Raw genomic sequence first — 24,530 nt, forward strand, 5'->3', positions numbered from 1 at the left:
GTCGCAAGATCGACCGACCGAGGGATATGGCCGGCGACTGCGCGTTGCGCCTCGACCGTGCGGTCCGTCCGGTTCTACCCGCCGCCATCGTGGAAATGCTCGTACACCGTCTTCGCCATCTGCGCGCTGATCCCTGGCGTCGCCTCGAGGTCGGCCAGTGCGGCGCGGCTGACAGCCTTGGCGGAGCCGAAGTGGCGCAGCAGGGCGCGCTTGCGGGCGGGGCCGATGCCGGGGATCTCGTCGAGGGGGTTCTGCGCCATGACCTTCTTGCGACGGGCGCGGTGCGAGCCGATGGCGAAGCGGTGTGCCTCGTCGCGCAGGCGCTGGACGAAGTAGAGCACCGGATCGCGCGGGGCGAGGCGGAAGGGCTGGCGCCCTGGCACATGAAACACCTCGCGCCCGGCATCGCGGTCGATCCCCTTGGCGATGCCGACAAGAGGGACGTCGGTGATACCGAGCTCTGCGAGCACCGCCCGTGCGGCGGCGAGTTGCCCCGGCCCGCCGTCGATCAGCACCAGATCCGGCCAGGGGGTGAGATCGTCGGCGAGAGGGGCGGGATCGTCGTCCCCGCGATCGCCATCGTCGATGGCATGCCCCAGGCGGAAGTCTGGCGACGGGTCGTCCCCGGCCGCCAGGTGCAGTGGTTCGCCGCCTTTCCCTGCCGGGGGTGGGGCGACCTGTCGGGTGTCGGCTGGACGATCCTCATCGGCGGCGCCGGCGATCGGCGCTCCCGGCACGTCGCGTCCGCTTTCCTTCAGCAGGCGGGTGAACCTGCGGCGCAGCACCTCGCGCATCATGCCGTAGTCGTCGCCGGGGGTGAGATCGCGGTCGCGGATATTGAACTTGCGGTACTGGCCCTTCTCGAAGCCCTGCGGGCCGGCGACGATCATGGCGCCGACGGCGCTGGTGCCCATGATGTGGCTGTTGTCATAGACCTCGATGCGACGCGGCGGCCTGTCCAGGCCGAAGGCTTCGGCGACGGCGGCAAGGAGACGTTCCTGCGAGGCGGTTTCGGCGAGGCGGCGGCCAAGCGCCTCTCTGGCATTCGACAGGGCATGGTCGGTCAGGATCTTCTTGTCGCCGCGCTTCGGTACGGCGATCTCGACCCTGCGGCCGGCCTTCAGGGCCAGGGCCTCCGACAGGAGCTCCATCTCCTCGACCGGTTCCGACAGCAGGATCAGCCGTGGCACCGGCTTGTCGTCGTAGAACTGCGAGATGAAGGGGCCGAGCACCTCGGCCGCGGTCAGGGACCTGTCGGCGCGGGGGAAATAGGCGCGGTTGCCCCAGTTCTGGCCGGTGCGGAAGAAGAACACCTGGATCGAGGTCTGGCCGCCCTCCTGGTGGACGGCGAAGACGTCCGCCTCCTCCACGGAGGGCACGTTGATGCCCTGGTGCGAGGTGACGTGACTGAGTGCGGAAAGCCGGTTGCGGAACACGGCGGCCTGCTCGAAGTCAAGCCGCTCGGAGGCAGCCTCCATCTGGCGGGCGAGTTCCTCGCGCACCGCACCACTCCTGCCCGACAGGAATGCCTGCGCCTCGCCGACCAGCGCGGCGTAGTCCGCAAGCGAGATCTCGCCGGTGCAGGGCGCAGAGCAGCGCTTGATCTGGAACAGGAGACAGGGTCGCGTCCGACTCTCGTAGACCGAATCCGAGCACGAGCGCAGCAGGAAGGCGCGCTGCAGCGCGTTGATGGTGCGACCGACTGCGCCGGCAGACGCAAACGGGCCGAAGTAGTCGCCCTTGCGACTGCGCGCGCCGCGATGCTTGAGGATCTGCGGGGCTGGGTGATCGCGGGTGATCAGAATGTAGGGAAATGACTTGTCGTCCCGCATCAGCACGTTGAAGCGGGGCCTCAGCCGCTTGATCAGATTGGCTTCCAGCAACAGCGCCTCGGTCTCGGTGGCGGTGGAGACGAACTCCATCGCCGCCGTCTCGGCGATCATCCGGGCGATGCGGTTGGTCTGGCCGCCGATCCGCGCATAGCTCGCGACGCGCTTCCTGAGGCTGCGTGCCTTGCCGACATAGAGGACCTCGCCGGCGGCATCGATCATCCGGTAGACGCCCGGCCCGTTCGGCAGGCGCTTCACCATTGCCGCGATCACTGCCGGCCCGGTGCGGGCGGCCCCTGCGGAGTCGCCGGTGGTCCTGTCGATCGGGTCAGTGCCGGTGCCGTCTGTGCTCATTCTCGCTCAATATCATCCCGACGGGTGGCCGAGGGCCGGACGACGGGATCGGGAAATGTCCACGGTGCCGGCGTGTCCTCCCGATCGCGGACGGAGCTGACGGCCGGCGGGGATGAGGCCATCGCTCGGGAGCGATTCCCGGCGCTGCGGCGATCCGCCGCGCACGGCCGCGCCGACCGCCTGCTACTCCGGAATGTCCTTCACGTCCGGCGTCTCCCAACCCAGGTGCTGGCCGCCATCGACCACCAGCATCTGGCCCGTCACCGACGGAGAATCAAGGAAGTATCGCACGGCCTCGGCCACTTCCTGCACATCCGGACCGCGGCCGAGCAGCACGGCCTGCTGCTGGCGGCGAAAATCCTCGGGGCGCTGGCGCACGTTCGGCAGGGTCGGGCCGGGCCCGACCGCATTGACGCGGATGCGTGGCGCCAACCCCTGAGCGAGGATGCGGGTTGCGTGCCAGAGCGCGGCCTTGGCAATACCGTAGGACAGGAAATGCGGCACCGGCTTCAGCACGCGCTGATCGACGATATTGACGATGGCGCCGGGAGTTCCGGCCGGCAGCCGCTCGGCGAAATGGCGGGCAAGCAGCACCGGCGCGCGCAGGTTGACGTCGAGATGAACATCCCAGCTCGCGGGCGTCACGGTGGCGATGTCGTCGGGCTCGAACAGCGACGCGTTGTTGACGAGGTCGGTGACCGGCCCGAGCGCGCTGGCCGACCGGTCGAGCAGGGCAGGCAGGGCCTCGGCGTCGGCGAGGTCGCAGGCGATGGTCGCCGCCCGCCGCCCGCCCGCGCGGATCGCGTCGGCCACCGCCTCTGCCTCGGCGGCCGAGGTGCGATAGTGGACGGCGACGTCGAAGCCATGCGCACCGAGATGGAGCGCGATGGCGCGGCCGATGCGGCGCGCGGCGCCGGTAACGAGGACGACACGGGGCATCCTGGACGGTCTCCGGTGGGAACTCCGGCGTGCCGGCCGCGTTGGCCGGACGCATCGGTATAGCCCAGCTACGGCCGGCAGGAAGGGTCGGATCTCGCCATGGCATGGTGGCCGGTGCGTTCGCGGCCTTCCAATCGGCGGATGTCATCCCATCTATCCGCCAGTACAGGCGCGGCTTGGCAAGCCATGAAATGAACAGAATTTTCAGGAGTTCTCCGTCACGTTCGTCGCCGGGAGCGAGACCGCGCTGGGCCGCGGTCGCGACGGACTGACGCCGTATCGACTGTCGGTTTGGAGTATCGGAATGTCGATCCGATCATTCGCCCCCGCGGTCCTGCTGACTGCCTCGATGGCTGTCGCCGGGGCGAGTGTTGCGGCACGGGCGCAGGCGGCGGAAGCCTTCACGCCCGCTGCGCCCGTCGTCTACGACTTCTCCGGGCCCTATGCGGGGCTCTCGGCGGGAGCGTCCTGGCAGACCTTCGACGCCGCCTTCGGCTTCGTACCGACTCCCGGCGCCTTCGACGCGACCGGCTTCACCGGCGGCATCTTCGCGGGTATCCAGGCGCAAAGCGATCGGTTCGTCTATGGTGCGGAGGCAGATGTCAACTTCAACACCGGCGACGAGACGCGGGTGATCGCCGGCGTGCCGGTGACTGCCGAGAACGACTGGTTCGCGACGCTGCGCGGCCGGGTCGGCTATGCTGCCGGCAATGTACTGCTCTATGGTACCGGCGGTCTCGCCGTCGGCAATGTCGCGGTGTCGGGGGCAGGCCTGTCGGCCAGCGACACGCGCGTCGGCTGGACGCTGGGGGCAGGCCTCGAGGCCGCGCTCACCAACAACTTCACCCTGCGCGGCGAGTATCTCTATACGGATCTCGGCAAGACCGATGGCACGCTGGGCGGCGTTCCGTTCGCCAGCGAGTTCGACAGCCACACCGTCCGAGCCGGCATCACATATCAATTCCGCTAGACTGCGCTGCGGCGGCGTTCCGCCGACCCGCGCGTCCGGTCAACCGCGGCAGTCCGTGCCGGTGAGCTGCCCGCCCTATGCCGGGCGGATGCGGACCGCGAAGCGCTGCAAACGCGACGAAAGCGTCAGGACCAGGCTGGAGACGACCTTGTAGAGTATGTAGGTCGCTGCGACGAGCCCGACGGCATGCACCATGACGATGGGCAGGAAGGCGGCGATGTGGGCCGGATCGACCCAGGCGGCGGCGGCAAATACCGGCGACCAGACCGTCAGGATCATCGCCGCGTTGGCGAGCGAGGCGAGGAACCACAGCGGTCCGGACGGCCCGCAATACCACAGGGGCGCCAGCATGGTCGGCACGATCATGCAGTCCGGCTGGGCGGTGAAGAATCCCTGACGGTCGAGCCCGAGCAGGGCGAACCACCACATTCCCGCATAGGCAAGCCCGTAGCACCAGAACAGGGGCCGGGAAATTCGCTCGATGAAGACGATGTCGACGGCACGCATGAGCAGCCTGTTATCATGCGGACCTTGCCGCGGCATGGCGGCGAACGGTGCAATTTGACGCAACGCGGCGGCAGGACGGCCCTCGTTTCAGTTCCCCAGGCGGAAAACCACCGGCCAGCTGCGCGGCTGCGTGCGGTCGCAGTCGCGACGGAACCGGTACTCGACCATGGCGAAGCGCCAGCCGATCCAGCGCCAGGTACCGTGACGGCCGCAGCCGTCTTCATCGCGCGCCGCCCGAACGCTGGTCAGCAGGCCCGTGCCCGGGTCGAAGGCGACATTGGTCAAGGTGTCGGTGCCGATCCAGCCATGTGTCGGGCTGAAGGCTGCGAAGCTGAGCGGCTCGATGCCACCGATCTCGCCCGTTTCCACCACGTAGAGCCGATAGCCCACCGACTCCCCGGTCGCCACGCAGGGCAGCGCGAACAGGAGCGCGGACTCCGACAGGCGCCCGCTGACCACGTCGATACCGGCCAGCAACGTGCTGTCGAGCTGCTCGCAACCGGTCGCGAGATAGTGGTGGTCGACGAGGCGACGGGGCAGGCCACGGTCGCCGGTACCGCCATCGACGGGGGCGCGGACATCGGCCATGGCCGGATCGGGGAGGAGATCGACCGGGGCCGCGACGGTTCGGTCGCGGTCGGTGCGGCCCTGCCGCGAGTCGATCCACTGCATGCCCGAAACGAGCCCGGCCAGATCGAGTGTGGCCGTGGCGCGGCCGCCGCCCGCCGGCTCGTAGAATATCTCGAGCAGAAGTCCCCCCACCATCTCGCCGAGCAGCCGCGTCGCCAGTCCGGCATTGATGAGGAACAGGTGGGTGGGGCCGCCATAGGCAAGATAGTCGTAGGCCGGGTTGAATGTCAGCTTGGCCCGGCCGTCCACGCTGACGGCAAGGGTGTCGGTGAGCGAGGCGGCTGGCTCGTTCGGCGTGACCACGAGCTGCCACGGCTCGTCCGCCCCCGGTAGGCGGCGCAGCGCCACCGACACGTCGGCGCCGCCGCCGGCACGTTTTGACAGCAGGCATACCAGTTCGGCCGTGCAGGCGGCCTGCCAGCCTCGGAAGGTCTCGGACTGCCGGGCGGTGGCCAGCGACGATGCGAGCATCGCGGCGATGAATGCGAAGCCTCTGAGCCACATGCGGCGCTTCCGGATGCTATCGTCGGATGTTCCGGGTTAGCCCGGAAGATGCGGCGTGGCAACCGGCCGCCGCCAGCTGATCGGCCGAAACCCGCAAACCGCGCAGAGTGGCCCGTCTGCCACGGCAGCGGTCTGATGCTGGCGCGGCGGCGAGGCGGCCGGCGCGGTGCTTGACCCGGTCCGACCGCGGTCGCATCCTTGCGCAAGAACCGGCTTGGAATGCGTCATCCTGGAGTGCGCCATGGTGATACCGCGCCCGACCGCCCTCTTCGTCCGCGCCCTCGCGGTGCTGGCGCTCGCCGGCACGTGGGCAATTGCGGCGGCGCCCGCGATGGCCGAGAACTTCACCTTCCATGCCTCGCCGGACCGGACGGGGCCGTGGGTCGGCCCGGCCTGCGACCAGCCAGCGGTGCTGGAGCGGATCCATCGGCGTTTCGACGAGACCGAGGCGAGTTACTGGAAGACCGGCGTGCGGATGGCGCAGATCGTCGAGCCGCGCGAGACTGGCTTCAAGGACTGGGACCCGACCATCATCGCGCGGCGCTACTGCTCGGCGGTCGCCTATCTGACCGATGGGCGCCGCTACGAGCTGGTTTATTGGCTGCGCAGCGAACAGGGCTTTGCCGGGGTGAGCTGGGGCGTCGACTACTGCCTCGTCGGCCGCGACCGCGACTATGCCTACGCGCCGGCCTGCAAGATGCTGCGACCGCTTTGAGACCGGTGTTGCGGACGGCCGTCCGGGCGGCGGCTGCGACGCGGGACCGGATGGTGCTGCATGCCCTGCTGCTGCTCGCCGTCATCATCGCCGGTCCGGCATCCGCACAGCGCGTCGGGCCGAACGTCCCCGGCGACTTCGACTACTATGTCCTGGCGCTGTCGTGGTCGCCCTCCTATTGCGAGGCGGAGGCCACGACCGCCGACCGGCTGCAATGCGGCGGGGAGCGACCCTATCATTTCGTGGTGCACGGACTATGGCCACAGTATCACCGCGGCTGGCCGGAATTCTGTCGCAGCGGCCAGCTGGCCGTACCGGAGCAGACCGTGCGCAACATGCTCGATATCATGCCGAGCCCCGATCTGGTCCGCCATCAGTGGCAGAAGCACGGCACCTGCTCGGGTCTGTCGGCCGAGAGCTATTTCGCCCTGGTCCGACGGGCCCGCGAGCGCATTGCCATTCCGCCAGCCTTCCAGTCGATCGACCGCCACGTGATGGTGGCACCGCAGGACGTGGAAAACGCCTTCCGGACCGCCAATCCCGGTCTTCCCGCCGACGCGATCGCGGTGACCTGCGATCACCGTCGGCTGCGCGAGGTCAGGATCTGCCTCGACCGCACGCTCCGTTACGCCGCCTGTCCGGCTGTCGACAGCCGCGCCTGCCGCCTCGACCGGGCGGTGATGCCCCCGGTCCGCTAGAACGGTTCATCGATTCCGGATGATCCGCTCGGAGTCGGTCAGCAGCCCTTGCCGACCCACCTGCCGTCCTCGGTCTCGATGCGGACGCGCGCGGTGCCGGCGTTGACGAAGCCGAGCGCCTCGGCTGCCGCCCTCGACACATCGACCACGCGGCCGCGCACGAACGGGCCACGGTCGTTGACCCTGACCGTCACGGTGCGGCCGTTCGCCAGGTTCGTGACCTTCAGCCTTGTACCGAACGGCAAGGTGCGGTGCGCGGCATGGAATCCTGCGGGGTTGGCCCGCTCGCCGGACGCGGTGCGGCTCGTCATCGCGTACCAGGATGCACGACCGCATTCGGCGGCTTTGGCGGAGGCGGGAAGGACGAAGGGGGCCATGAACGCGAGCGCGGCAACTGCGCGGCGGCCGGGGGAAAGGGGCATGGGGGCCAGTCTCCGAGACCCCCACCGTGGTGTTGAGCCGCAGAATATTGGCAAGAAGGTGGCTGCGGCCGATCATCGTCGCGCGTGCATCGTGCGTTGCGGCATTGCGGCGGATGGGGCCGGCGGACCTGATCTCAGGTGGAGAGGACTGTCATCATCCGCAGCCCGACAGCGACCGCCAGCCAGCTTGCCAGCCAGATCAGCCCGCCGGTGGCCGCGCCCGCGACGGCGCCAGCGATGCGCCAATGCGGGAACATGGCCGCACCGGCGATGCCGCCGGCCATCAGCCCGGGCCAGCCGAGCCACAGGAACAGCGGCAGGGCGTAGGCGAGCAGCACGTCGTGGATCGCCTGGGTCATGGCCGTGCCGGGGCGAGGGTGGCGGGTGCGGGTCGTTCAGCGGGCGCAGCTGTCGGCGATGGTCGCGCGCCAGTTGTCCGCGGCGAGCTGCATCTGCGCGACGGTGTCCTGGCGGGCGAAGCCCGACATGCACATGGAATAGGTCTCCCCGGCGCCGACCAGCACCGCGACATGGGCGCGATAGGCTGCGCAGCGGCCAGCCTGGTCGGCGCCCGCAGCATGGCGCAACCTCTCTGTCGTCTGGACGAGGCTGCGCTCGGCGGCAGAAAGCCTGTCTGCACAGTCGGTGGCGTGCGCAACGGCGCCCGAGCCGGCGGCGGTCGCCGCGCCGATCGGCTGCGGTGCGACGGCGAAGCCGACCGCAACCATGCCCGTCGCGATCAGCAGCGAAACGCCGAGAATGGCGGCAAGACGAGGCGAAGTGGCGCGGGTGTTGGACATTCTCGCAATCCTCGGCGTCTGAACGGGTCGCGGCTGGTTGGTTCGGTTGGAGGCAGTCAATTGGACGCCTGCGCGATCGGGCAGACCGAGTCGAGCCGGGCGGTGGCCTGATCGAGCGATGCGTCCGCCTGACCTACACGCTCGGTGCGCATCGGACCAGTGGTGCAGCGCATGTAGATGTTGCGGATCTCGAGCATCGCGCGCACCTGTCCGTGCAGGGCGGCGCAGTCCAGGAGGCCCGCATCCTGCCCGGCCAGCGCGGCGAAGGCACGGTCCGCCTTCGCCAGATGCGCCTCGCATACCGGTGTGGCACGCCATCCGGCACGGGAGATGCCGGGCAGCGGGGCGATCACCAGCGCCACGGCCAGCACCAGAGCGGCGCGGCGGTAATGGTGGCGGTCGAACGGGGCAGTGGTCATGGCGTGTGTCCGGATGTCTCGTCGGGCCGTGGTCGGCGTCTCGGCCGTCCGATGCCGACCTTTCTGACAGCGCCTGATTTCACAGTTATTGCGGAGGCTGTTTCATTGGTTTCGCCGGGTGCTGTCGTTGGATGTATGGTTGACCGACGGTAACCATGCGCTGCGATCGCAGATCCAACAGCACCAGCCGGAGGCGGGTCTTGTGGGCGATCATGCCGCCGGCATGGCATGCGGCGCTTCTTGGCGCCGGCTCATCACGTGACGACGGCCGCGACAGGCAATGTCGCGACCGCCGCCGACGGGTCCGGGCCTCAAACGACTACAAACTTCCGAGGTACCGGAGCAATGAACGGTTCATGTATGTTCCGCGCTCGTCGCAGACATGACCGGGCGCGGGACGGGCGAACCTGGCGGCAAAGGTAGTGATGGGCGTCATGGCCGAGGTAAATCACGTGGGGCTTCGGCTCTGGCTGACGGCGGCCTTGGGCGCGGCGTTGGTCAGGACGATCGCTCCGGCGAGGTCTTTCGGGTGCGGCGGCAATGGTGCTGGATCGGATCATGTTCCCCGTCTCCGCGGCTGTTCCCTGCCGGCGTCCCGTCTCCGGAAGGTTCCGGCGCCACCATCCGGGATTGGGCGGTACGGGGGCTCGGCGTCGTCATGGGAAGGTGGGAAGACGATATTTCACGCCTATTACGCGGCGTGTTTCAGTTGCTTCAGGAGATGAAGCGAACCAGCAACGGTTGGTCGCGAGGCTTGAGCGAACAGATGCGACGTCCGCCGTCGATTGATGGGCACGGATCCGGCCGCGCCGCAGGTTTCGAGGGTACCGGCGAGGCAAACGCCAATGGCCGCGGCGCCCGGCGCCGCGGCCGTCTCTGCCACCGATCCGCAGGTCGGGGTCGGTACCGCAAAAGGCGCTATCTGCAGAAGTGATAGCGACCGTCATAGCCGAGGAAGTAGCCGGTCGAGGGGTTGAACGACCGGTACTTCGACGCGCAATAGGCGTACCAGGCCGGCGTCCAGGGCGCAGGGGCGCCATAGTAGACCGGCTGCGGGTAGTAGGCGACGGGCGGCGGCGCGTAGTAGCGCGGCTGGGCGAGCGCCGAGCCGAGGATGGCGCCGGTGGCGAAGCCGAGAATGCCGGCCGCAGCGGCGCCGCCATGATAGTGGCGGTAATGGTAGCCGCCCGCATTCGCGTCGGAGGGAAGCGAAGCCGCGCCCAGAACGAGCGCAAGGCCGGCGGCGGCAATCGTCTTGAACGTGGTCCTCATAACGTGTCCTGCCTGTTGCGCCGGGCGAAGCGGGGAAGCCCATCTTCCGCCGCGCCGTTCCCGACTGTCCGGACTCCTTATGAAGCGCGGCGGCTGAACCGCACATGAACGGTCCACGGCCGCGCGGGGCATCGAATGCGCATTGCGCAAGGCATGCGAGGCGAAGTGGCAGGCCTCCGCGCGACGGCCGCGCGGCCGCTTACCCCTCCTTCAGGACCACGCAGTCCCGGATGCGGGTTCTGCCCGGTCGGGCGACGCACCATCCGACCCCTCGGGAGCGATGTGATGGTCGCGGAAATGCAGCAATTCCGGAGTAATGTCGGAAGGTCGGCCCGCGGACAGGCGCGGCATGTCCTGGTCGGGGTCTGCAGCGATCTGCGACGATGGACTTGGCCGCTGCCGATGGCGGCCTGTCCGTTTCGGCCGGCGCTGACGGGCGGGGCCCGTGCGCCCGCCCGTGCCCGGCCCGGGTCTCAGGCGTGCATCGCCGGGACGGGGGTCGATCCCCGGCGCATGGCCGGCGGCGGGACCTCTGGCCGATCAAGCGCCACCACCGTGTGCATCACGGCATTGACGAAGCTGCGGGCGAGGGCCGGGTCGCCGGCGGCGTCGAGGGTCAGTTCCATTGCGGATCGAGGACGCGGCGGGCGGTCCATTCCGGCCAGATGGCTGGCCAGCTGCTCGGCGGCATGATCGAGCGCGGAACGGAAATCCGCCCCTTCGGCCGTACAGCCCGGCAGATCGGGAAAGCTGACCGTCCAGCTGCCCGACCGATCGCTCCGGAAAAGTCCGACGTAACTCCGCATCGTTTCGACTCCCTTTCGAATCGAGGCGGAACGCGCCCGCAGGGCACTGTCCCGCCGCGCGCTTGAGGGTGCATTGGATTTCTGGATCCACGTCGGATTTGGGAGCGCTCCCCGACGTCGTCAAGGGTCCCCCCACGGCCTCGTGCCGTTCCCTACCGCCCCTTCCCCTTGAAGGTTCGCGTTCCCGGACGGCCGCCCGATGACCGCCCCTTCGCATTCGTCCCGATCGGCGGCTTGCGTTCCGGCTTGGTCCAGCCGTCCGGGGTGCGCGGCGCGGGGCGTTCGGCATGGGGGCCCATCTCGTCGAGGGTGGGCTTGCGGGCACGGGATACGGTCGTGCCGCCACCCCCAACCCCGCCCGGCGAGGAGGAGGGGAGAGCGGCCCCGGCGGCGCGCACGGACGATCCGGCGCGCCGGGCGCGGCCTTCGCCGGTGTCCTCGGGACGCGCCAGGGGATCATCGCCAACGGTGAGCTCTACCTGTTCGAGCCGGCGGATCTCGTCGCGCAGGCGGGCAGCCTCCTCGAAGTCGAGATTTGCGGCCGCCTCCCGCATCCGCTTGCCGAGATCCTCGATGACGGCGCGCAGGTTGTGGCCGTAGGTGGCGCCGGTGTCGGCGAGACCGGCATCGACGGTCACATGGTCCTGTTCGTAGACCGAACCGAGGATGTCGGCGATGTTCTTCTTCACCGATTCCGGCGTGATGCCATGCTCGGCGTTCCAGGCCAGCTGCTTCTCGCGGCGCCGGTTCGTCTCGGCCATCGCCCGCTCCATCGAGCCGGTGATCGTGTCGGCATACAGGATCACCTTGCCGTCGACGTTGCGCGCGGCGCGGCCGATTGTCTGGATCAGCGAGGTCTCGGAGCGCAGGAAGCCTTCCTTGTCGGCGTCGAGAATGGCGACCAGGGCGCATTCGGGGATGTCGAGCCCCTCGCGCAGAAGGTTGATGCCGATCAGCACGTCGAAGGCGCCGAGCCGCAGATCGCGGATGATCTCGATGCGCTCCAGCGTGTCGATGTCGGAGTGCATGTAGCGCACCCTGACGCCCTGTTCGTGCAGATATTCGGTCAGGTCCTCGGCCATGCGTTTGGTCAGAACGGTGACCAGCGAGCGGTAGCCAGCCTGAGCGACCCGCTTCACCTCGTCGAGCAGGTCGTCGACCTGGGTTCGGGCCGGACGCACCTCGACCGGCGGATCGACCAGCCCGGTCGGGCGAATCACCTGCTCGGCGAAGACGCCGCCGGTCTCGGCCAACTCCCACGGACCGGGGGTGGCCGACACCGCGATGGTCTGCGGCCGCATGGCGTTCCATTCCTCGAATCTGAGCGGCCGGTTGTCCATGCAGGAGGGCAGGCGGAAGCCGTACTCGGCGAGCGTCGCCTTGCGGCGGAAGTCGCCGCGATACATGCTGCCGATCTGCGGGATGGTGACGTGGCTCTCGTCAACGAACACAAGCGCATTGTCCGGCAGATACTCGAACAGCGTCGGCGGCGGTTCTCCCGGAGCACGGCCCGTCAGATAGCGCGAATAGTTCTCGATCCCGGCGCAGGATCCGGTCGCCTCGAGCATCTCGAGATCGAACAGGGTGCGTTGCTCGAGCCGCTGCGCCTCCAGCAGCCGGCCCGCGCGGTTGAGTTCCTCGAGCCGCGCCTTCAGCTCCATCTTGATGCCCTTGATCGCCTGCTGCAGCGTCGGGCGCGGGGTGACGTAGTGTGAATTGGCGTAGACGCGGATCTGCTCGAACTCGTCGGTCTTGCGGCCGGTCAGCGGGTCGAACTCGGTCAGCGATTCCACCTCGTCGCCGAACAGCGAGATGCGCCAGGCGCGGTCCTCCAGATGGGCAGGGAACAGCTCCACCGTGTCGCCGCGCACCCGGAAGGTCCCGCGCTGGAAGGCCTGATCGTTGCGCTTGTACTGAAGCGCCACCAGGTCGGCGAGCAACTGACGCTGGCTGATCCGCTCGCCGCACTTCAGCCCGAAGGTCATCGCGGTGTAGGTCTCGACCGAACCGATACCGTAGATGCAGGACACCGAGGCAACGATCACCACGTCGTCGCGCTCGAGCAGGGCCCGGGTGGCGGCGTGGCGCATCCGGTCGATCTGTTCGTTGATCGACGATTCCTTCTCGATATAGGTGTCGGTGCGCGGGACATAGGCCTCCGGCTGATAGTAGTCGTAATAGGAGACGAAATACTCGACCGCGTTGTCCGGAAAGAACGACTTGAACTCGCCGTAGAGCTGGGCGGCCAGAGTCTTGTTGTGCGCGAGAATCAGCGCCGGACGCTGGGTGCGCTCGATCACCTGGGCCATCGTGAACGTCTTGCCGGATCCTGTGACGCCGAGCAGCACCTGGGTCTGTTCGCCGGCATTGATGCCCGCCACGAGTTCGGCGATGGCGCTCGGCTGGTCGCCGCGTGGCTCAAAGTCCGAAACGAGTCTGAACGGTACGCCTCCCTCGGACTTCTCCGGGCGTGCAGGACGATGCGGCACCCAGTCGGGCGCGTCGTCGGGCACGTAGAACGGCCGGCCGCGCGCCAGCAGCGCCTCCAGGTTGCTGCGTGCCGCGACGACGGCCAGGGATGCTTCGTGGTCCTCCGCGCCCGCCGTCGGCGTGATGCCGGTGGCGGGATCCATCAGGTCCACGCCCTCGGTTCCCTCGATGCGGGGAGCTCGGGCGGGGCGTGCCGCCCTGGAGCGGGGCATGCGCGCAGGTCTGGGATTTCCGGAGTTCATGTTGGCGCCGGCTGCGCGCGCGCGCCGCCCTGCCTCGCCGTCGCGCAACATCGGCGGCAGCAGGTCGTCGAGGTCGAGCGGCGACCCCTCAAGATCCGCCTGCGGGGCTTCCTCAAGGCCGCGCGGCGCGGCAGTTCTATTGCGTCTGGTCATGGCGGCAATATGGGCCGAGTCCGGTGGCATGGCGAGGGGGCGGTTGCGCCCGTGGCGGCACTGCTGACAGGGCGTTGTCAGGAGGCCCGGCGCGGACTGCGGCAGGGGATGAGAGGTGGGGTCGGTTGATCGCGCTGCGCTCGCGAGCCCGCTGCTGCGGACTCAGACCGATTTCAAGGATCACGGTGAGCCCTGACGCATGCAAGCTGCTGCCGGGGCGATTCGGAGGGCGCAGCGCGCGGACATGCGCCGGCTCAGGGAGCGGGTACGATGGCCCCGGGCAGGACCGCGTGCAGGGTGCCGCGTCAGCGCACAAATTCGCGGCAATCGTGGGTCGAATCGGCGCCTGCCGCTTGCGCGCGGCGGAATGTCGCGCTAGTGTCTCAACTCGCCGAAAAAAAAAGACCGCCCGGCATCGCCGGACGGCCCAAGTCTAGGGAGGAAACGCCCAAGGAGGGCTGCAGCATCACGAAACGGCAGAGCGATGCTGCACTGCAAAAGATAGGGGCTCGGCTTGCACGCTACAAGCCCAAAGTGGCGGCGTGTCCTGCCTCAAAATTCAGCAAGGGAAATTGAGCTAGGATTAGACACCCGGGCAGCGATGCACCGGGTCTTTTGTTGTCATCTCGGGAACTCGCTCGCCGCTTGCCTCGTTCGGAGCGACGGGTTTGCCGCAACAGGGGCCTCGCCAGAGGGGCATCGCCAGGTCGGCGTTAGGGTCGGCACGGCGGCGTTGCGGATGGCGCCTGCGTGTCCTTGCGCATGCCGACGGGCTCAGTTGGCGGCGATGCGGGTCGCCATCAGCGCGAGCGCCTTCTGGTAGTTGGTCGACTTGTTCCACTGCGCGAGCACGGGGAAGTTGACGCTTCCCTCGTTCCAGGGTTGTCCGCGTTGCCATCCATATGCCTTGAGGTAGTTGGCGGTGGAGCCCAGCACGTCGGGCACGCTGCGGATGAGGTCGCGGCGGCCGTTGCCGTCGTAGTCAACGGCAAAGCGGACATAGTTGGACGCCAGGAACTGGGTCTGGCCGAGTTCGCCAGCCCAGGCGCCGCGCATTTCGGCGGCGGACAGATCGCCACGGTCGATCAGCCGCAGCGCCGAAAGCAGCTCGTTCTGGAACATCTGCGTGCGGCGGCAGTCATGGGCGAGGGTAGCGAGCGACCTGATGACGCTCATGTTGCCGGTCACCGCGCCGAAGTCGGTCTCCATTGCCCAGATCGCCATCAGGATCGGTCCAGGCACTCCGAACTGCTGCTCGATCCGCGTCAGCAAGGCAGAATGCTGCTTGAGCAGCGCCTTGCCCTTGCTGATTCGCCCGGAGGTGACGCGCTGGCGGGCGAATTCCTCGAAGCTGACCCGGAAGTGCTGCTGGTTTCGGTCGAGCGACAGCACCTTCCGGTCCTCGGTGAGACCGTCGAGCGCGGCGAGGGCCTTCGCAGACACGCCGAGTTGCTTCGCCTCCGATCTGAACTGGGCGAGGAAGGCGTTGAAGCCTCCCGGCGGCTGGCACTGGGCGGCATGGGCCATGTTGCCGGTCACGACGGCGAGCAGCGCCGCGGTGAGCGCCAGTGCTGGAACCGGAAGGCGCGTGCCTGGGATCGCCATCGGCCTACTCCCCTGAACTGTCGGTTCCCCTCTATCACTAATCGGGTTAACGATTCCGTTACGTTACCGTGACGGCAGGCAGCGACACGAACCAGCCGACGGGCGGCAAAGTGTTGCGGAACTGCAACGGCGCTGACTCATTCTTGTGTGGCGGGGCGGAGTTTACGCCCGATTCATCGAGAGCTGCCCAAATTCTGCCCGCGTGTACGGCCAACCCGTGAAACCAACAGGCAACGACCGTGTTTCCTGATTGGGCCGATGCAGAAGGAAGTAGATTGATGACCTACCAGCGTTCTCTGATTGCCGCCGGCGCCCTGTCGCTCGCGGTTCTCGCTCCTACCGGCGCGATGGCGGCCGACATGCCGAGCTACACGCCGCCGCCGCCGATGGCGGCCGCTCCCGTCTGGTCGTGGCAGGGCTTCTACATGGGCCTGTTCGCGGGTGCCGCATGGGGCGATGTCGAGGCGACCGAGCTGTTCAACGCCCCGACACTGACCTACTACAACGGCACCGGGGCCAACTACAGCCTCGACGGCACCGGCTTCTTCGGTGGTGCGCAGGCCGGCTACAACTGGCAGATGAACCAGTTCGTGCTCGGCATCGAGGGCGAGCTGGGCTACATGGACCTGAAGGACAGCCGTCTTGACCCGAACTCGCTGCTCCTGCCGGTTCCGGACACCTACACCAAGTTCGACTCGGACTTCTATGGCGCCCTGACCGGCCGTATCGGCTTCGCGGCCGATCAGGTCCTGCTCTACGCCAAGGGCGGTGTGGCGTTCCTCAATGCCGACGCGACCACGAACGATTCGTGCAACGTCGGCGGTTGCGGCGCGCTGCTGATCAACGCCACCGGCAGCGACACCATGGTCGGCTGGACGCTCGGTGGCGGTCTCGAATATGCGTTCACGCCGAACTGGAGCATCAAGGCCGAGTACATGTACTTCGACTTCGGTGACTTCGACATCGCCGGCGTGGCCTCGAACGGCCTAGCGTACAGCCAGAACTTCGACGTGACCGCGCACACCGCCAAGGTCGGCGTCAACTACAGGTTCTGATCCTGCCGAACCGGCGTCCGGGGCGGTACCGCCCCGGCGCCAGGGCGGCCGGCTCGATCGATTGCAGCGGCTCCACAGGGGCCGCTGCTTTCTTTTGGGCGGCTGTGCCGAGGGGAGCTTCCTTCGGTATCCTTAGCCTCGGCGGACTCCCGCTGCCAGGCAGCCGCTCGCCTGCAGCCGTCAGGAGCGGCTGGCGCCGCCCCTTCAGCGAAGAGGGCGTGAATTGGGACCGTCTCCGTCCGTGTTGCTCAGCGACCGCCGGGAACGCCGCCGCCACCGAGCGGAGCATTCCAGGCGGGCAGGCCACCGCCGGGACGGATCGGGACGCCGCCGAACCGCGGGCGGCCGGGATAGGCGGGCACACCCCCATGATAGGGCGGCCGCCAGCCCGGATAGGGCGGTCGCCAGCCGGGGTACGGCGGCCGCCAGCCCGGATAGTAGTAGCCGTAGCGATAGTAGGGATAGTCGTCGTAGTAGCTGCCGGCGATCGCCCCGCCGATGATGGCGATGCCAAGCAGCGCGCCGATCGTCGGCAGCGGGCTCGGCGTGGCATAGCCGGGCGCGATAGCGCGCAGATATGAGCCGGACACCCAACCGCGCAAGCCGCCGTATCGGGTATCACACCAACGGTAGCCTTGCGTGCAGCCGTAGATCTCTACCGGCGCTCCGGCGGGAATCGTTGTGATGACCCGACACTGGGTCGAGCCGCAGCTGCGCATGTTGACATTGCCTGTGGTAAAGCCGTTGGCCGCTTCGGCCGCCGAGGACATTGCCAGGGCGCCTGCGAAGGCGGCGAGAGCCAGCATTTCTGTCCGCATGGGACGTCTCCTCGATGCAGGTGCGGTATCCGCATCATCATAAACGCCGATGCCGGCCAGCGGGTTCGGTCCTGTCGGCCGGGCCGGATCCCCTGGGCGAAGGGGACTCCCCAGCTGCCGGCGGGGCGCCTTGATCCGAGCCCGGCCTTCTTGCTGATGCGCCTGTGTGGCTCCAGGACTCTCATTCGGCCGCAGCTGCCGGATCGGCCTCTTCGCCGGTGCCGAGAAAGCCGCCGGATTGTCGGCGCCACAGACGGGCATAGTGTCCGTCGCGGGCGAGCAGTTCGGCGTGGGTTCCTGCTTCGACGATCCGGCCGGCATCCATCACCACCAGCCTGTCCATCCGGTTGATGGTCGACAGGCGGTGGGCGATGGCGATCACGGTCTTGTCGGCCATCAGGGTCTCGAGGCTCGACTGGATCGCGGCCTCGATCTCCGAATCGAGCGCGGACGTCGCCTCGTCGAGCACCAGGATCGGGGAGTCGCGCAGGATCACGCGGGCGATCGCGATGCGCTGGCGCTGGCCACCGGAGAGCTTGACGCCGCGCTCGCCGACATGGGCGTCGTAGCCGGTGCGGCCCTTCCAGTCCACGGCCGAACGGATGAATTCATCAGCATGCGCCAGCCGCGCGGCGCGTTCGACCTCGGCCTGGCTGGCGCCGGGGCGGCCATAGGCGATGTTGTCGCGGATCGAGCGGTGCAGCAGCGAGGTGTCCTGCGTGACCATCGAGATTGCCGCGCGCAGCGATTCCTGCGTGACGGCAGCGATATCCTGCCCGTCGATCAGGATGCGGCCTTGCTCGGGATCGAAGAACCGCAGCAGCAGGTGGACCAGTGTCGACTTTCCGGCCCCCGACCGGCCGACGATGCCGATCTTCTCGCCCGGCCGGACCACCAGCGACAGGTTCTCGATGACGCCGTTGTCGCGGCCATAGCCGAAGGTGACGTTCTCGAAGACGATCTCGCCGCGCTCCACCTTCAGTTCCGCGGCGCCAGGGCGGTCGGTCAGGCTGATCGGGCGGGCGATGGTCTGCATGCCCTCCTGCACGACGCCGATCTGCTCGAAGATCGAGGTGATCTGGAAGGCGATCCAGCGCGACATGTTGGTAAGCTGGAAGGTGAGCGGCAATGCCGTGGCGATGGCGCCGACCTCGACCTTGCCCAGTGTCCACAGCCAGATCGACAGCGCCCCCGAGCCGGCGATCAGGGCGGCATTGATCAGCGACAGGACGCCGCTGAAGCCGGTAAATAGGCGCAGCTGTTCGGCAACGCGGTCTGTATGGCGGTCGACGCCGCTGCGCACGAAGTCGTCCTCCTCGCGCGGTCGCGCGAACAGCTTGACGGTGAGGATGTTGGTGTAGCTGTCGACGATCCGCCCCATCAGCGCCGAGCGCGCCTCCGACTGGCGCCGTGACCGCTCGCGCATGCGTGGGACGAAGTAGACAAGCATTGCGACATAGGCGGCGAACCACAGAACGACCGGAAGCGCCAGCCACAGGTCGGCGGCACCGAGCATGACGATCGCTGTGATGCCGTAGACGACGATGTACCAGACGGCCGTGATCGCCGATGTCAGGCTCTCGCGCAGCGCGAATCCGGTCTGCATCACCCGGTTGGAGATGCGGCCGGCGAAATCGTTCTGGAAGAAGCCCCAGCTCTGCCGCACGACGTGGTAGTGGCTCTGCCAGCGCACGAGGCTGGAAAACGGGGCCGACAGCGCCTGGTTGGACACGACCGAACGCGCGACTGTGGCCGCAGGCCGCGCGATCAGGATCAGTGCCGCCATGGCGAGCAACGTCGGCCAGGTCTCGGCGAGAAATCGTTCGGCAGGGATCGTGGTGACCATCGTTACCAGTCGGCCGATGATCCAGGGCACCGCGGCATCGCTCAGCGCCAGCAGGACCTCGACAACGAGCAGCAGCGCGAACAGCCCCTTCGCTTGGCGGGCGAAATGCCAGTAGAAGGCGACAAGCCCCTCCGGAGGCGGTGGCCGCTGCGGTGTCGCGGTCGGTTTGATGATGGTTTCGAAGTAGCGGAACATGTCCGGTCCGGATTGTCTGCCCCGCGTCGCAGGCGACGCGTCCCGCACAATATAGGGCAGTCGATACATGGGCAGGCGAATCGACATTGCCGGGACAGGGGGCACGTACCCGCCGCGCCGCGCTTCCGCCGCTAGCTGACGGACAGCGCCCGGTACGGTCGATCGGGGAATGGGTTTTGGTCAAAACGGGCAGCCGAGCGCCGCTGACCGACAAGCGCCGCTGACTGACGATTCGATCTTAAGGGCCGTCTCGATCTTAAGGGCCTTCCCCTGCGCCACAAGTGGCAATTGGCCGGGAAGTCGAAAAAAGGAGCGGCGCCTGCGGGAGGCGCCGCTGTTGCCGTGCCAACGTCACGCCGATCAGTTGGCCAGGCGAAGCTCCATCGCCGACACGCCGGCGGCGAGGTCGATACCGGTCTGGGCCTGGGCGCTGAATGGCTGCAGCACGATCGCCTTGTTGTTGCCGCCGATCATCGCGTTGCCGCCGACGCCGACGCCGACGGTTGCCTCGGCGGACAGGCCGCCGTAATTGCCGGCAAGCGTGCCCGGTGGGATGTCGGCAGCCGGGCCCAGCACGGCCCAGACGATCTGGGTCTGGGAGGTGTGGCCGATATCGATCCCGAAGCGGCTGATGCGGCCGACATAGGTCTCGGTTCCGCCGTTGGCCTTCTTGAAGGTGCAGTTCAAGTCCTTCGACGAGCCGACGACGAAACCGGTGCCGGCGGCGACCGTGCACTCGAGCAGGCCAGCCTCGACGCGGTCCTGGGCTGATGCCGGGATCGCCACGAGCGTGACCACGGCGGCGGCTGCGGCAAGCTTGGCAAATGTATGCATCTCAATCTCTCCCGATCGGGTTTCGTGTCGTTGGTCGGCAGTTGCGCTGCACCAACGCCGACCTCGCCGCGAACGTTCCGGCAATTCGCGGAGACTATCCCGATATTGCAGCCGTCTCGGTCAATGCGGGGTTATCGAGACGCGCTGAACTGGCCGCATCCGATGTGCTAGGGCACTGGCCAGGCGGGCAGCCGCTTTTCCGCTTCCGCCGCGATCGGGGCGCCGGAATCGCGTTCGGCCACGGCCTGCTTGAAGCCGACCGTCTCGGCACGGGCCTTCCACCACAGACCCTCGGGCGAATGGCGGGCGATGCCGTCGAACAGGGTCGCCATCTGCTGGGTCGTGGTCAGCCCCTGGTTGTCGAGGGCCGAGTTGACCATCAGCTTCATCATCATCAGCTGATTCTTCGGCACGCCGCAGATGCGTCCCGCGAGCGCATCCACCGCCGCATCGAGGTGTGCGTCCGGTACCGCCTCGAGCGCCAGCCCGTAATCCACCGCGGTGCGACCGTCGATGAGATCGCCAGTGAACAGCAGCCGCTTGGCGATCTGCGGTCCCACGCGGAACACCCAGAGCCCGACGGACGGACAGCCCCACACGCGCGCCGGCGGGTAGCCAATTCGCGCATCCTCCGCCATCACGATCAGGTCGCAGCAGGTGGCGATGTCGGAGCCGCCGGCTACCGCGTGACCGCGGATCTTGGCGATCGTCGGCTTGTAGGAACGGTAGAGGCTCATGAAGGCCTGGGTGTTGGCATACATGAACCGGAAGTCGAGCATCGGATCCCAGGGCATGTCCTGCACGCCGGGATTTTGCCCCGGGGTCTCAGCGAACTCCGCCAGATCGTAGCCGGCGCAGAAGGCGCGTCCGGCACCTTGCACCACGATCACATGCACCGCATCGTCGTCATTTGCCTGTCGCACGGCCGCCTCGATCTCCTGCGGCATATGGCGGTCGATGGCATTCAGCCGCTCCGGGCGGTTCAGCGTGATGGTGGCGATCCGACCCACGACCGTGTAGCGGATCGAATGGTAGTCGGTCATGGCGCGTATCCTCCGAGGCGTGTGGCGTGTGTCCGAGAGGGCGGCGCGCAGGGGGCGGGAGTCAAGCCGCCATTGAACCGTCACTCGACTTCGCCGCGATTCCCGACTCAAACTGTGGCCATGCGGATATGCGTGTTCTGCGGCTCGAAGCCGGGCAACGACGAGGCCTATGCCGATGCGGCGCGGGCCATGGGGCATGCGCTGGCCGAGAGTGGCATCGAGCTTGTCTATGGCGGCGGCCATGTCGGGCTGATGGGGATCACCGCCGATGCGGTGCTGGCGGCTGGCGGACGGGCGATCGGCGTGATCCCGCAGGCCCTTGTCGACCGGGAACTCGCGCACCGATCCCTGAGCGAACTCCACATCGTCGGCTCGATGCACGAGCGCAAGCGGCTGATGGCGGACCTCGCCGACGGATTCGTCGCATTGCCGGGCGGGGCGGGAACGCTCGAGGAGATCTGCGAGCAATGGACCTGGGGCCAGCTCGGCATCCACGCCAAGCCCTGCGGCTTCCTCGATGTCGGCGGCTATTACGCCCCAGTGCGGGAGATGGTGGCGAACATGATCGCCGCCGGATTCCTTGCGCCCGAGCACGGGGCGATGCTCGCCTTCGAGACCGAGCCCGCCGCGATCATCGCGCGTTTCCGTGCCTATGTTGCCCCGCCTCGCAAGTGGCTTGCGCCGGCGGAGCGGGTAAGGCCGTAGGGGCTGCGACGAGCGCAGCTGTCCGCTTCGCCGCGGTCCGTGATGTCCGTTCCGCCATCATGGCCGGGCTTGTCCCGGCCATCCACGTCTTGTGGTCTCCGGAACGACAGACAGGCCGGGGATGCCCGCGCAGGAGCGGTCATGACATGCAGGCGCAAGGGTAATGGCCGGCTATCCCGCCGCTCCCGCCTGATCGAGCCCGAATGCCTCGGCGAGCAGCGCGTATGACCGTTTGCGCGCCTCGTGGTCGAAGATCGTCGTGGTGATGATCAGCTCGTCCGCTTGGCACGCATGCGCAAGTTCCTCCAGCCTCGCGCGCACGGTGCCGGGGCTGCCGACCGCGTGACGGTCGCGGGTGCGGCGCATCTGGGCGCGGTCGGCCTCGGTGTAGGGAATCGCCAGCGCAGCCTCGGGGCTCGCCAGCGGCGCACGCTCGCCGCGCATGATCCGCAGCCAGGCCAGATCGACGGTCGCGGCGAGGTATTCGGCGGCCTCGTCGGTTTCCGCCACCACGACCGAGACACCCAGGATCGCGTACGGGCGATCCATCCACGCCGAGGGCCGGAAGCTGTCGCGATAGATGCGCATCGCCTCGGCCGCCGGGAATGAGGCGAAGTGATGGGCGAAGGAATAGCCGAGTCCCATCGCGGCGGCGAGATGAGCGCCATAGCTGGATGAGCCCAGGATCCAGACCGGCGGCAGCACCACGTCGGTCGGCATCGCAGCGACGCGGCGAAACGGATGCGTCTCGGGAAAGGCGTCGGTGCCAAAGGCGATCAGTTCGTGCAGACGCTCGATGAAATCGTCGTCCTCCGGCTTGTCCATCCGTCGCCGCAGCGCCGCGGCGGTCAGCTGGTCGGTGCCCGGCGCGCGGCCGATCCCGAGGTCGATGCGGCCGGGAAACAGCGCCTCGAGCGTGCGGAAGTTCTCGGCAACGGTGAGCGGCGCATGGTTCGGCAGCATGACCCCGCCCGATCCGATCCGCATGCGGCGCGTGGCGGCGGCGACCTGGCCGATCATGATTGCCGGCGACGAGGCGGCGACGCTTGCCAGGTTGTGGTGCTCGGCCAGCCAGTAGCGGGTGTAGCCGAGCTTGTCGACATGAGCCGCCAGGTCGATGGAGTTCCTCAGCGCCTGCGAGGGCGGTGTCGCGGTGGTGACGGGGGAGAGATCGAGGACGGAGAGGGCGAGGGGCATGGCGCAGGGCTCGATGGACATGCCCGCGATCAAGTGGAGGCGGCGATGCCCGGGTCAAGCCCGGGCATGGCGTGGCACGGCGTTCGCGACCTGGGACCGACGGGCCCGCGGGCCTTACGTCGCGATGGCTGCCGCATCCCGCGTCCGCCTACCGCAATCCTCCGCAGAACCGCTGGATCCGCCGGCAGGCCTCCTCCAGTGCCTCCGTCGAGGTCGCATAGGAGATGCGGAAATGGGGGGCAAGGCCGAAGGCGGAGCCCTGCACCACCGCGACCCCTTCCTCCTCGAGCAGAGCGGTGACGAAATCCTCGTCGCTGTCGATCCGCCGGCCGCCGGCAGACGTCTTGCCGATGGTGCCGGCGCAGCTCGGATAGACGTAGAAGGCGCCTTCCGGCTTCGGGCACTCAATGCCGCTGGCCTGGTTCAGCATCGACACGACGAGATCGCGGCGCGCCTTGAAGAGCGCGGCGTTCCTGGGAATGAAATCCTGCGGCCCGTCCAGCGCCTCCACTGCCGCATATTGCGAGATCGAGGTCGGATTGGAGGTGGACTGCGATTGGATGGTGCCCATTGCCTTGATGAGCTGGGCAGGTCCCGCGCCATATCCGATGCGCCAGCCGGTCATCGCATAGGCCTTGGAGACGCCGTTGACCGTCAGCGTGCGGTCGTAGAGGCCGGGCTCGACCTGGGCAGGTGTGGTGAACTCGAAGCCGTCATAAACGAGATGCTCGTACATGTCATCGCTCATCACCCAGACATGCGGGTGGCGCATGAGCACGTCGGTCAGCGCCTTGAGTTCTTGGCGCGTATAGGCGGCGCCGGACGGGTTGGACGGCGAATTGAAGATCACCCACTTGGTCTTCGCGGTGATCGCCGCCTCGAGAGCGGCCGGGGTCAACTTGTAGCCGGTGGCGACGGACGTTTCGATCGGCACAGGCACGCCGCCGAACAGGGCGACCATCTCCGGATAGCTCACCCAGTAGGGCGCCGGCATGATCACCTCGTCGCCGGGATTTAGGGTCGCCATCAGCGCATTGAACAGCACCTGCTTGCCGCCGGTGCCGACGGTGATCTGCGAGGGCTCGTAGGTCAGGCCGTTCTCGCGGGCGAACTTGCGGGCGATCGCTGCCTTCAGCTCGGGGATGCCATCGACGGCGGTATACTTGGTCTTGCCGTCGCGGATGGCGCGGATCGCGGCCTCCTTGATGTTGTCCGGCGTGTCGAAATCCGGCTCGCCGGCGCCGAGCCCGATGACGTCGCGGCCTGCGGCCTTGAGCTCGCGGGCCTTGTTGGTAACGGCGATGGTTGCGGACGGCTTGATGCGGCCGAGCGCGTCGGCGAGGAAGGCCATGTCCGGAGCTCCGGTTCAAAGGGGTCGAGAAGCGCGGCGGACCCTAGTGAAGCCGCGCGCGCGACGCAAGCGTCGGGCAGGGACGGGCGGTCGGATTTCGCGCTGCACCGCCACTGAGGCGAGCAAGTGAT

At 67.9% G+C, this 24,530-nt stretch carries 23 protein-coding genes; 5 read left to right on the forward strand and 18 right to left on the reverse strand.

From position 1 onward, the window contains the following. Positions 1 to 74: 74 nt before the first annotated feature. On the reverse strand, positions 75 to 2,183 hold the full coding sequence (uvrC, locus tag EDC22_RS02500; RefSeq protein ID WP_132805007.1) for an excinuclease ABC subunit UvrC: 2,109 nt from the start codon (positions 2,181 to 2,183) through the stop codon (positions 75 to 77). Positions 2,184 to 2,366: 183 nt separating this feature from the next. Continuing rightward, positions 2,367 to 3,122, reverse strand: a complete 756-nt coding sequence (locus EDC22_RS02505; protein WP_132805008.1) for an SDR family oxidoreductase — start codon at positions 3,120 to 3,122, stop codon at positions 2,367 to 2,369. Between the two features lie 304 nt (positions 3,123 to 3,426). Here EDC22_RS02505 and EDC22_RS02510 point away from each other — a divergent pair, with 304 nt between their 5' ends. Beyond that, positions 3,427 to 4,092, forward strand: a complete 666-nt coding sequence (locus EDC22_RS02510) for an outer membrane protein (RefSeq protein WP_132805009.1) — start codon at positions 3,427 to 3,429, stop codon at positions 4,090 to 4,092. Positions 4,093 to 4,167: 75 nt separating this feature from the next. On the opposite strand, the gene EDC22_RS02515 is transcribed toward EDC22_RS02510, so the two are convergent. Beyond that, entirely contained in the window at positions 4,168 to 4,599 is a 432-nt protein-coding gene (locus tag EDC22_RS02515) for a hypothetical protein (protein WP_132805010.1), read from the reverse strand. Positions 4,600 to 4,686: 87 nt separating this feature from the next. Further along, a complete protein-coding gene (locus EDC22_RS02520; RefSeq protein WP_132805011.1) occupies positions 4,687 to 5,733 on the reverse strand; it encodes a DUF1176 domain-containing protein in 1,047 nt (348 codons plus the stop codon). 241 nt (positions 5,734 to 5,974) lie between these two features. On the opposite strand from EDC22_RS02520, the gene EDC22_RS02525 reads away from it, so the two are divergent. Beyond that, positions 5,975 to 6,448 (forward strand): hypothetical protein, encoded by a 474-nt coding sequence (locus EDC22_RS02525; RefSeq protein WP_132805012.1) that lies wholly within the window; start codon positions 5,975 to 5,977, stop codon positions 6,446 to 6,448. Between the two features lie 8 nt (positions 6,449 to 6,456). Beyond that, the gene (locus EDC22_RS02530; protein ID WP_245499588.1) at positions 6,457 to 7,146 is read left to right on the forward strand and encodes a ribonuclease T2 family protein; all 690 of its coding nucleotides are present in this window, start codon (positions 6,457 to 6,459) and stop codon (positions 7,144 to 7,146) included. A 38-nt stretch (positions 7,147 to 7,184) separates the two neighbouring features. On the opposite strand, the gene EDC22_RS02535 is transcribed toward EDC22_RS02530, so the two are convergent. The 8 genes from EDC22_RS02535 to EDC22_RS02570 all read right to left on the reverse strand — a co-directional run bounded on the left by EDC22_RS02535 (position 7,185) and on the right by EDC22_RS02570 (position 15,355). Next, positions 7,185 to 7,568: a septal ring lytic transglycosylase RlpA family protein gene (locus EDC22_RS02535; protein WP_245499589.1), complete on the reverse strand. Its 384-nt coding sequence runs from the start codon at positions 7,566 to 7,568 to the stop codon at positions 7,185 to 7,187. A 134-nt stretch (positions 7,569 to 7,702) separates the two neighbouring features. Beyond that, entirely contained in the window at positions 7,703 to 7,927 is a 225-nt protein-coding gene (locus EDC22_RS02540) for a hypothetical protein (protein WP_132805013.1), read from the reverse strand. A 36-nt stretch (positions 7,928 to 7,963) separates the two neighbouring features. After that, entirely contained in the window at positions 7,964 to 8,368 is a 405-nt protein-coding gene (locus EDC22_RS02545) for a hypothetical protein (protein ID WP_132805014.1), read from the reverse strand. A 56-nt stretch (positions 8,369 to 8,424) separates the two neighbouring features. Then, complete coding sequence (locus EDC22_RS02550) at positions 8,425 to 8,787, reverse strand: hypothetical protein (RefSeq protein ID WP_132805015.1); 363 nt, start codon at positions 8,785 to 8,787, stop codon at positions 8,425 to 8,427. Positions 8,788 to 9,705: 918 nt separating this feature from the next. Continuing rightward, positions 9,706 to 10,059: a BA14K family protein gene (locus EDC22_RS02555; RefSeq protein ID WP_132805016.1), complete on the reverse strand. Its 354-nt coding sequence runs from the start codon at positions 10,057 to 10,059 to the stop codon at positions 9,706 to 9,708. A gap of 473 nt (positions 10,060 to 10,532) precedes the next feature. Then, a complete protein-coding gene (locus tag EDC22_RS02560; RefSeq protein ID WP_132805017.1) occupies positions 10,533 to 10,865 on the reverse strand; it encodes a type II toxin-antitoxin system HicB family antitoxin in 333 nt (110 codons plus the stop codon). A gap of 152 nt (positions 10,866 to 11,017) precedes the next feature. Then, positions 11,018 to 13,750, reverse strand: a complete 2,733-nt coding sequence (uvrB, locus tag EDC22_RS02565) for an excinuclease ABC subunit UvrB (RefSeq protein WP_132805018.1) — start codon at positions 13,748 to 13,750, stop codon at positions 11,018 to 11,020. A gap of 774 nt (positions 13,751 to 14,524) precedes the next feature. Continuing rightward, the gene (locus tag EDC22_RS02570) at positions 14,525 to 15,355 is read right to left on the reverse strand and encodes a lytic murein transglycosylase (RefSeq protein ID WP_132805019.1); all 831 of its coding nucleotides are present in this window, start codon (positions 15,353 to 15,355) and stop codon (positions 14,525 to 14,527) included. 278 nt (positions 15,356 to 15,633) lie between these two features. Here EDC22_RS02570 and EDC22_RS02575 point away from each other — a divergent pair, with 278 nt between their 5' ends. Further along, positions 15,634 to 16,410, forward strand: a complete 777-nt coding sequence (locus EDC22_RS02575; protein ID WP_132805020.1) for an outer membrane protein — start codon at positions 15,634 to 15,636, stop codon at positions 16,408 to 16,410. 248 nt (positions 16,411 to 16,658) lie between these two features. Here the strand turns inward: EDC22_RS02575 and EDC22_RS17855 are convergent, their stop codons facing one another. The 4 genes from EDC22_RS17855 to EDC22_RS02595 all read right to left on the reverse strand — a co-directional run bounded on the left by EDC22_RS17855 (position 16,659) and on the right by EDC22_RS02595 (position 21,146). Then, positions 16,659 to 17,228, reverse strand: a complete 570-nt coding sequence (locus tag EDC22_RS17855; RefSeq protein ID WP_165926758.1) for an SH3 domain-containing protein — start codon at positions 17,226 to 17,228, stop codon at positions 16,659 to 16,661. Positions 17,229 to 17,409: 181 nt separating this feature from the next. Beyond that, a complete protein-coding gene (locus tag EDC22_RS02585) occupies positions 17,410 to 19,269 on the reverse strand; it encodes an ABC transporter ATP-binding protein (RefSeq protein WP_132805022.1) in 1,860 nt (619 codons plus the stop codon). 360 nt (positions 19,270 to 19,629) lie between these two features. Further along, positions 19,630 to 20,103: a DUF992 domain-containing protein gene (locus tag EDC22_RS02590; RefSeq protein WP_132805023.1), complete on the reverse strand. Its 474-nt coding sequence runs from the start codon at positions 20,101 to 20,103 to the stop codon at positions 19,630 to 19,632. 167 nt (positions 20,104 to 20,270) lie between these two features. After that, on the reverse strand, positions 20,271 to 21,146 hold the full coding sequence (locus tag EDC22_RS02595; RefSeq protein WP_132805024.1) for a crotonase/enoyl-CoA hydratase family protein: 876 nt from the start codon (positions 21,144 to 21,146) through the stop codon (positions 20,271 to 20,273). Positions 21,147 to 21,278: 132 nt separating this feature from the next. On the opposite strand from EDC22_RS02595, the gene EDC22_RS02600 reads away from it, so the two are divergent. Next, positions 21,279 to 21,851 carry an LOG family protein gene (locus EDC22_RS02600; protein ID WP_425385498.1) on the forward strand — a complete coding sequence of 191 codons (573 nt, stop codon included), beginning with the start codon at positions 21,279 to 21,281 and terminating at the stop codon, positions 21,849 to 21,851. 171 nt (positions 21,852 to 22,022) lie between these two features. On the opposite strand, the gene EDC22_RS02605 is transcribed toward EDC22_RS02600, so the two are convergent. Both EDC22_RS02605 and EDC22_RS02610 read right to left on the reverse strand, forming a co-directional pair. Beyond that, positions 22,023 to 23,069 carry an LLM class flavin-dependent oxidoreductase gene (locus EDC22_RS02605; protein WP_245499590.1) on the reverse strand — a complete coding sequence of 349 codons (1,047 nt, stop codon included), beginning with the start codon at positions 23,067 to 23,069 and terminating at the stop codon, positions 22,023 to 22,025. Between the two features lie 127 nt (positions 23,070 to 23,196). Then, positions 23,197 to 24,399, reverse strand: a complete 1,203-nt coding sequence (locus EDC22_RS02610; protein ID WP_132805026.1) for a pyridoxal phosphate-dependent aminotransferase — start codon at positions 24,397 to 24,399, stop codon at positions 23,197 to 23,199. Positions 24,400 to 24,530: the final 131 nt, after the last annotated feature.

Source organism: Tepidamorphus gemmatus, assembly GCF_004346195.1.
Classification (GTDB): Bacteria; Pseudomonadota; Alphaproteobacteria; order Rhizobiales; family Tepidamorphaceae; genus Tepidamorphus; species Tepidamorphus gemmatus.

Excerpts from the sequence above, each read along its gene's own strand:
- uvrC (WP_132805007.1), bottom strand. The coding sequence starts at position 2,183 with ATGAGCACAGACGGCACCGGCACTGACCCGATCGACAGGACCACCGGC.
- EDC22_RS02505 (WP_132805008.1), bottom strand. The coding sequence starts at position 3,122 with ATGCCCCGTGTCGTCCTCGTTACCGGCGCCGCGCGCCGCATCGGCCGC.
- EDC22_RS02510 (WP_132805009.1), top strand. The coding sequence starts at position 3,427 with ATGTCGATCCGATCATTCGCCCCCGCGGTCCTGCTGACTGCCTCGATG.
- EDC22_RS02515 (WP_132805010.1), bottom strand. The coding sequence starts at position 4,599 with ATGCGTGCCGTCGACATCGTCTTCATCGAGCGAATTTCCCGGCCCCTG.
- EDC22_RS02520 (WP_132805011.1), bottom strand. The coding sequence starts at position 5,733 with ATGTGGCTCAGAGGCTTCGCATTCATCGCCGCGATGCTCGCATCGTCG.
- EDC22_RS02525 (WP_132805012.1), top strand. The coding sequence starts at position 5,975 with ATGGTGATACCGCGCCCGACCGCCCTCTTCGTCCGCGCCCTCGCGGTG.
- EDC22_RS02535 (WP_245499589.1), bottom strand. The coding sequence starts at position 7,568 with ATGCCCCTTTCCCCCGGCCGCCGCGCAGTTGCCGCGCTCGCGTTCATG.
- EDC22_RS02540 (WP_132805013.1), bottom strand. The coding sequence starts at position 7,927 with ATGACCCAGGCGATCCACGACGTGCTGCTCGCCTACGCCCTGCCGCTG.
- EDC22_RS02545 (WP_132805014.1), bottom strand. The coding sequence starts at position 8,368 with ATGTCCAACACCCGCGCCACTTCGCCTCGTCTTGCCGCCATTCTCGGC.
- EDC22_RS02550 (WP_132805015.1), bottom strand. The coding sequence starts at position 8,787 with ATGACCACTGCCCCGTTCGACCGCCACCATTACCGCCGCGCCGCTCTG.
- EDC22_RS02555 (WP_132805016.1), bottom strand. The coding sequence starts at position 10,059 with ATGAGGACCACGTTCAAGACGATTGCCGCCGCCGGCCTTGCGCTCGTT.
- EDC22_RS02560 (WP_132805017.1), bottom strand. The coding sequence starts at position 10,865 with ATGCGGAGTTACGTCGGACTTTTCCGGAGCGATCGGTCGGGCAGCTGG.
- uvrB (WP_132805018.1), bottom strand. The coding sequence starts at position 13,750 with ATGACCAGACGCAATAGAACTGCCGCGCCGCGCGGCCTTGAGGAAGCC.
- EDC22_RS02570 (WP_132805019.1), bottom strand. The coding sequence starts at position 15,355 with ATGGCGATCCCAGGCACGCGCCTTCCGGTTCCAGCACTGGCGCTCACC.
- EDC22_RS02575 (WP_132805020.1), top strand. The coding sequence starts at position 15,634 with ATGACCTACCAGCGTTCTCTGATTGCCGCCGGCGCCCTGTCGCTCGCG.
- EDC22_RS17855 (WP_165926758.1), bottom strand. The coding sequence starts at position 17,228 with ATGCGGACAGAAATGCTGGCTCTCGCCGCCTTCGCAGGCGCCCTGGCA.
- EDC22_RS02585 (WP_132805022.1), bottom strand. The coding sequence starts at position 19,269 with ATGTTCCGCTACTTCGAAACCATCATCAAACCGACCGCGACACCGCAG.
- EDC22_RS02590 (WP_132805023.1), bottom strand. The coding sequence starts at position 20,103 with ATGCATACATTTGCCAAGCTTGCCGCAGCCGCCGCCGTGGTCACGCTC.
- EDC22_RS02595 (WP_132805024.1), bottom strand. The coding sequence starts at position 21,146 with ATGACCGACTACCATTCGATCCGCTACACGGTCGTGGGTCGGATCGCC.
- EDC22_RS02605 (WP_245499590.1), bottom strand. The coding sequence starts at position 23,069 with ATGTCCATCGAGCCCTGCGCCATGCCCCTCGCCCTCTCCGTCCTCGAT.
- EDC22_RS02610 (WP_132805026.1), bottom strand. The coding sequence starts at position 24,399 with ATGGCCTTCCTCGCCGACGCGCTCGGCCGCATCAAGCCGTCCGCAACC.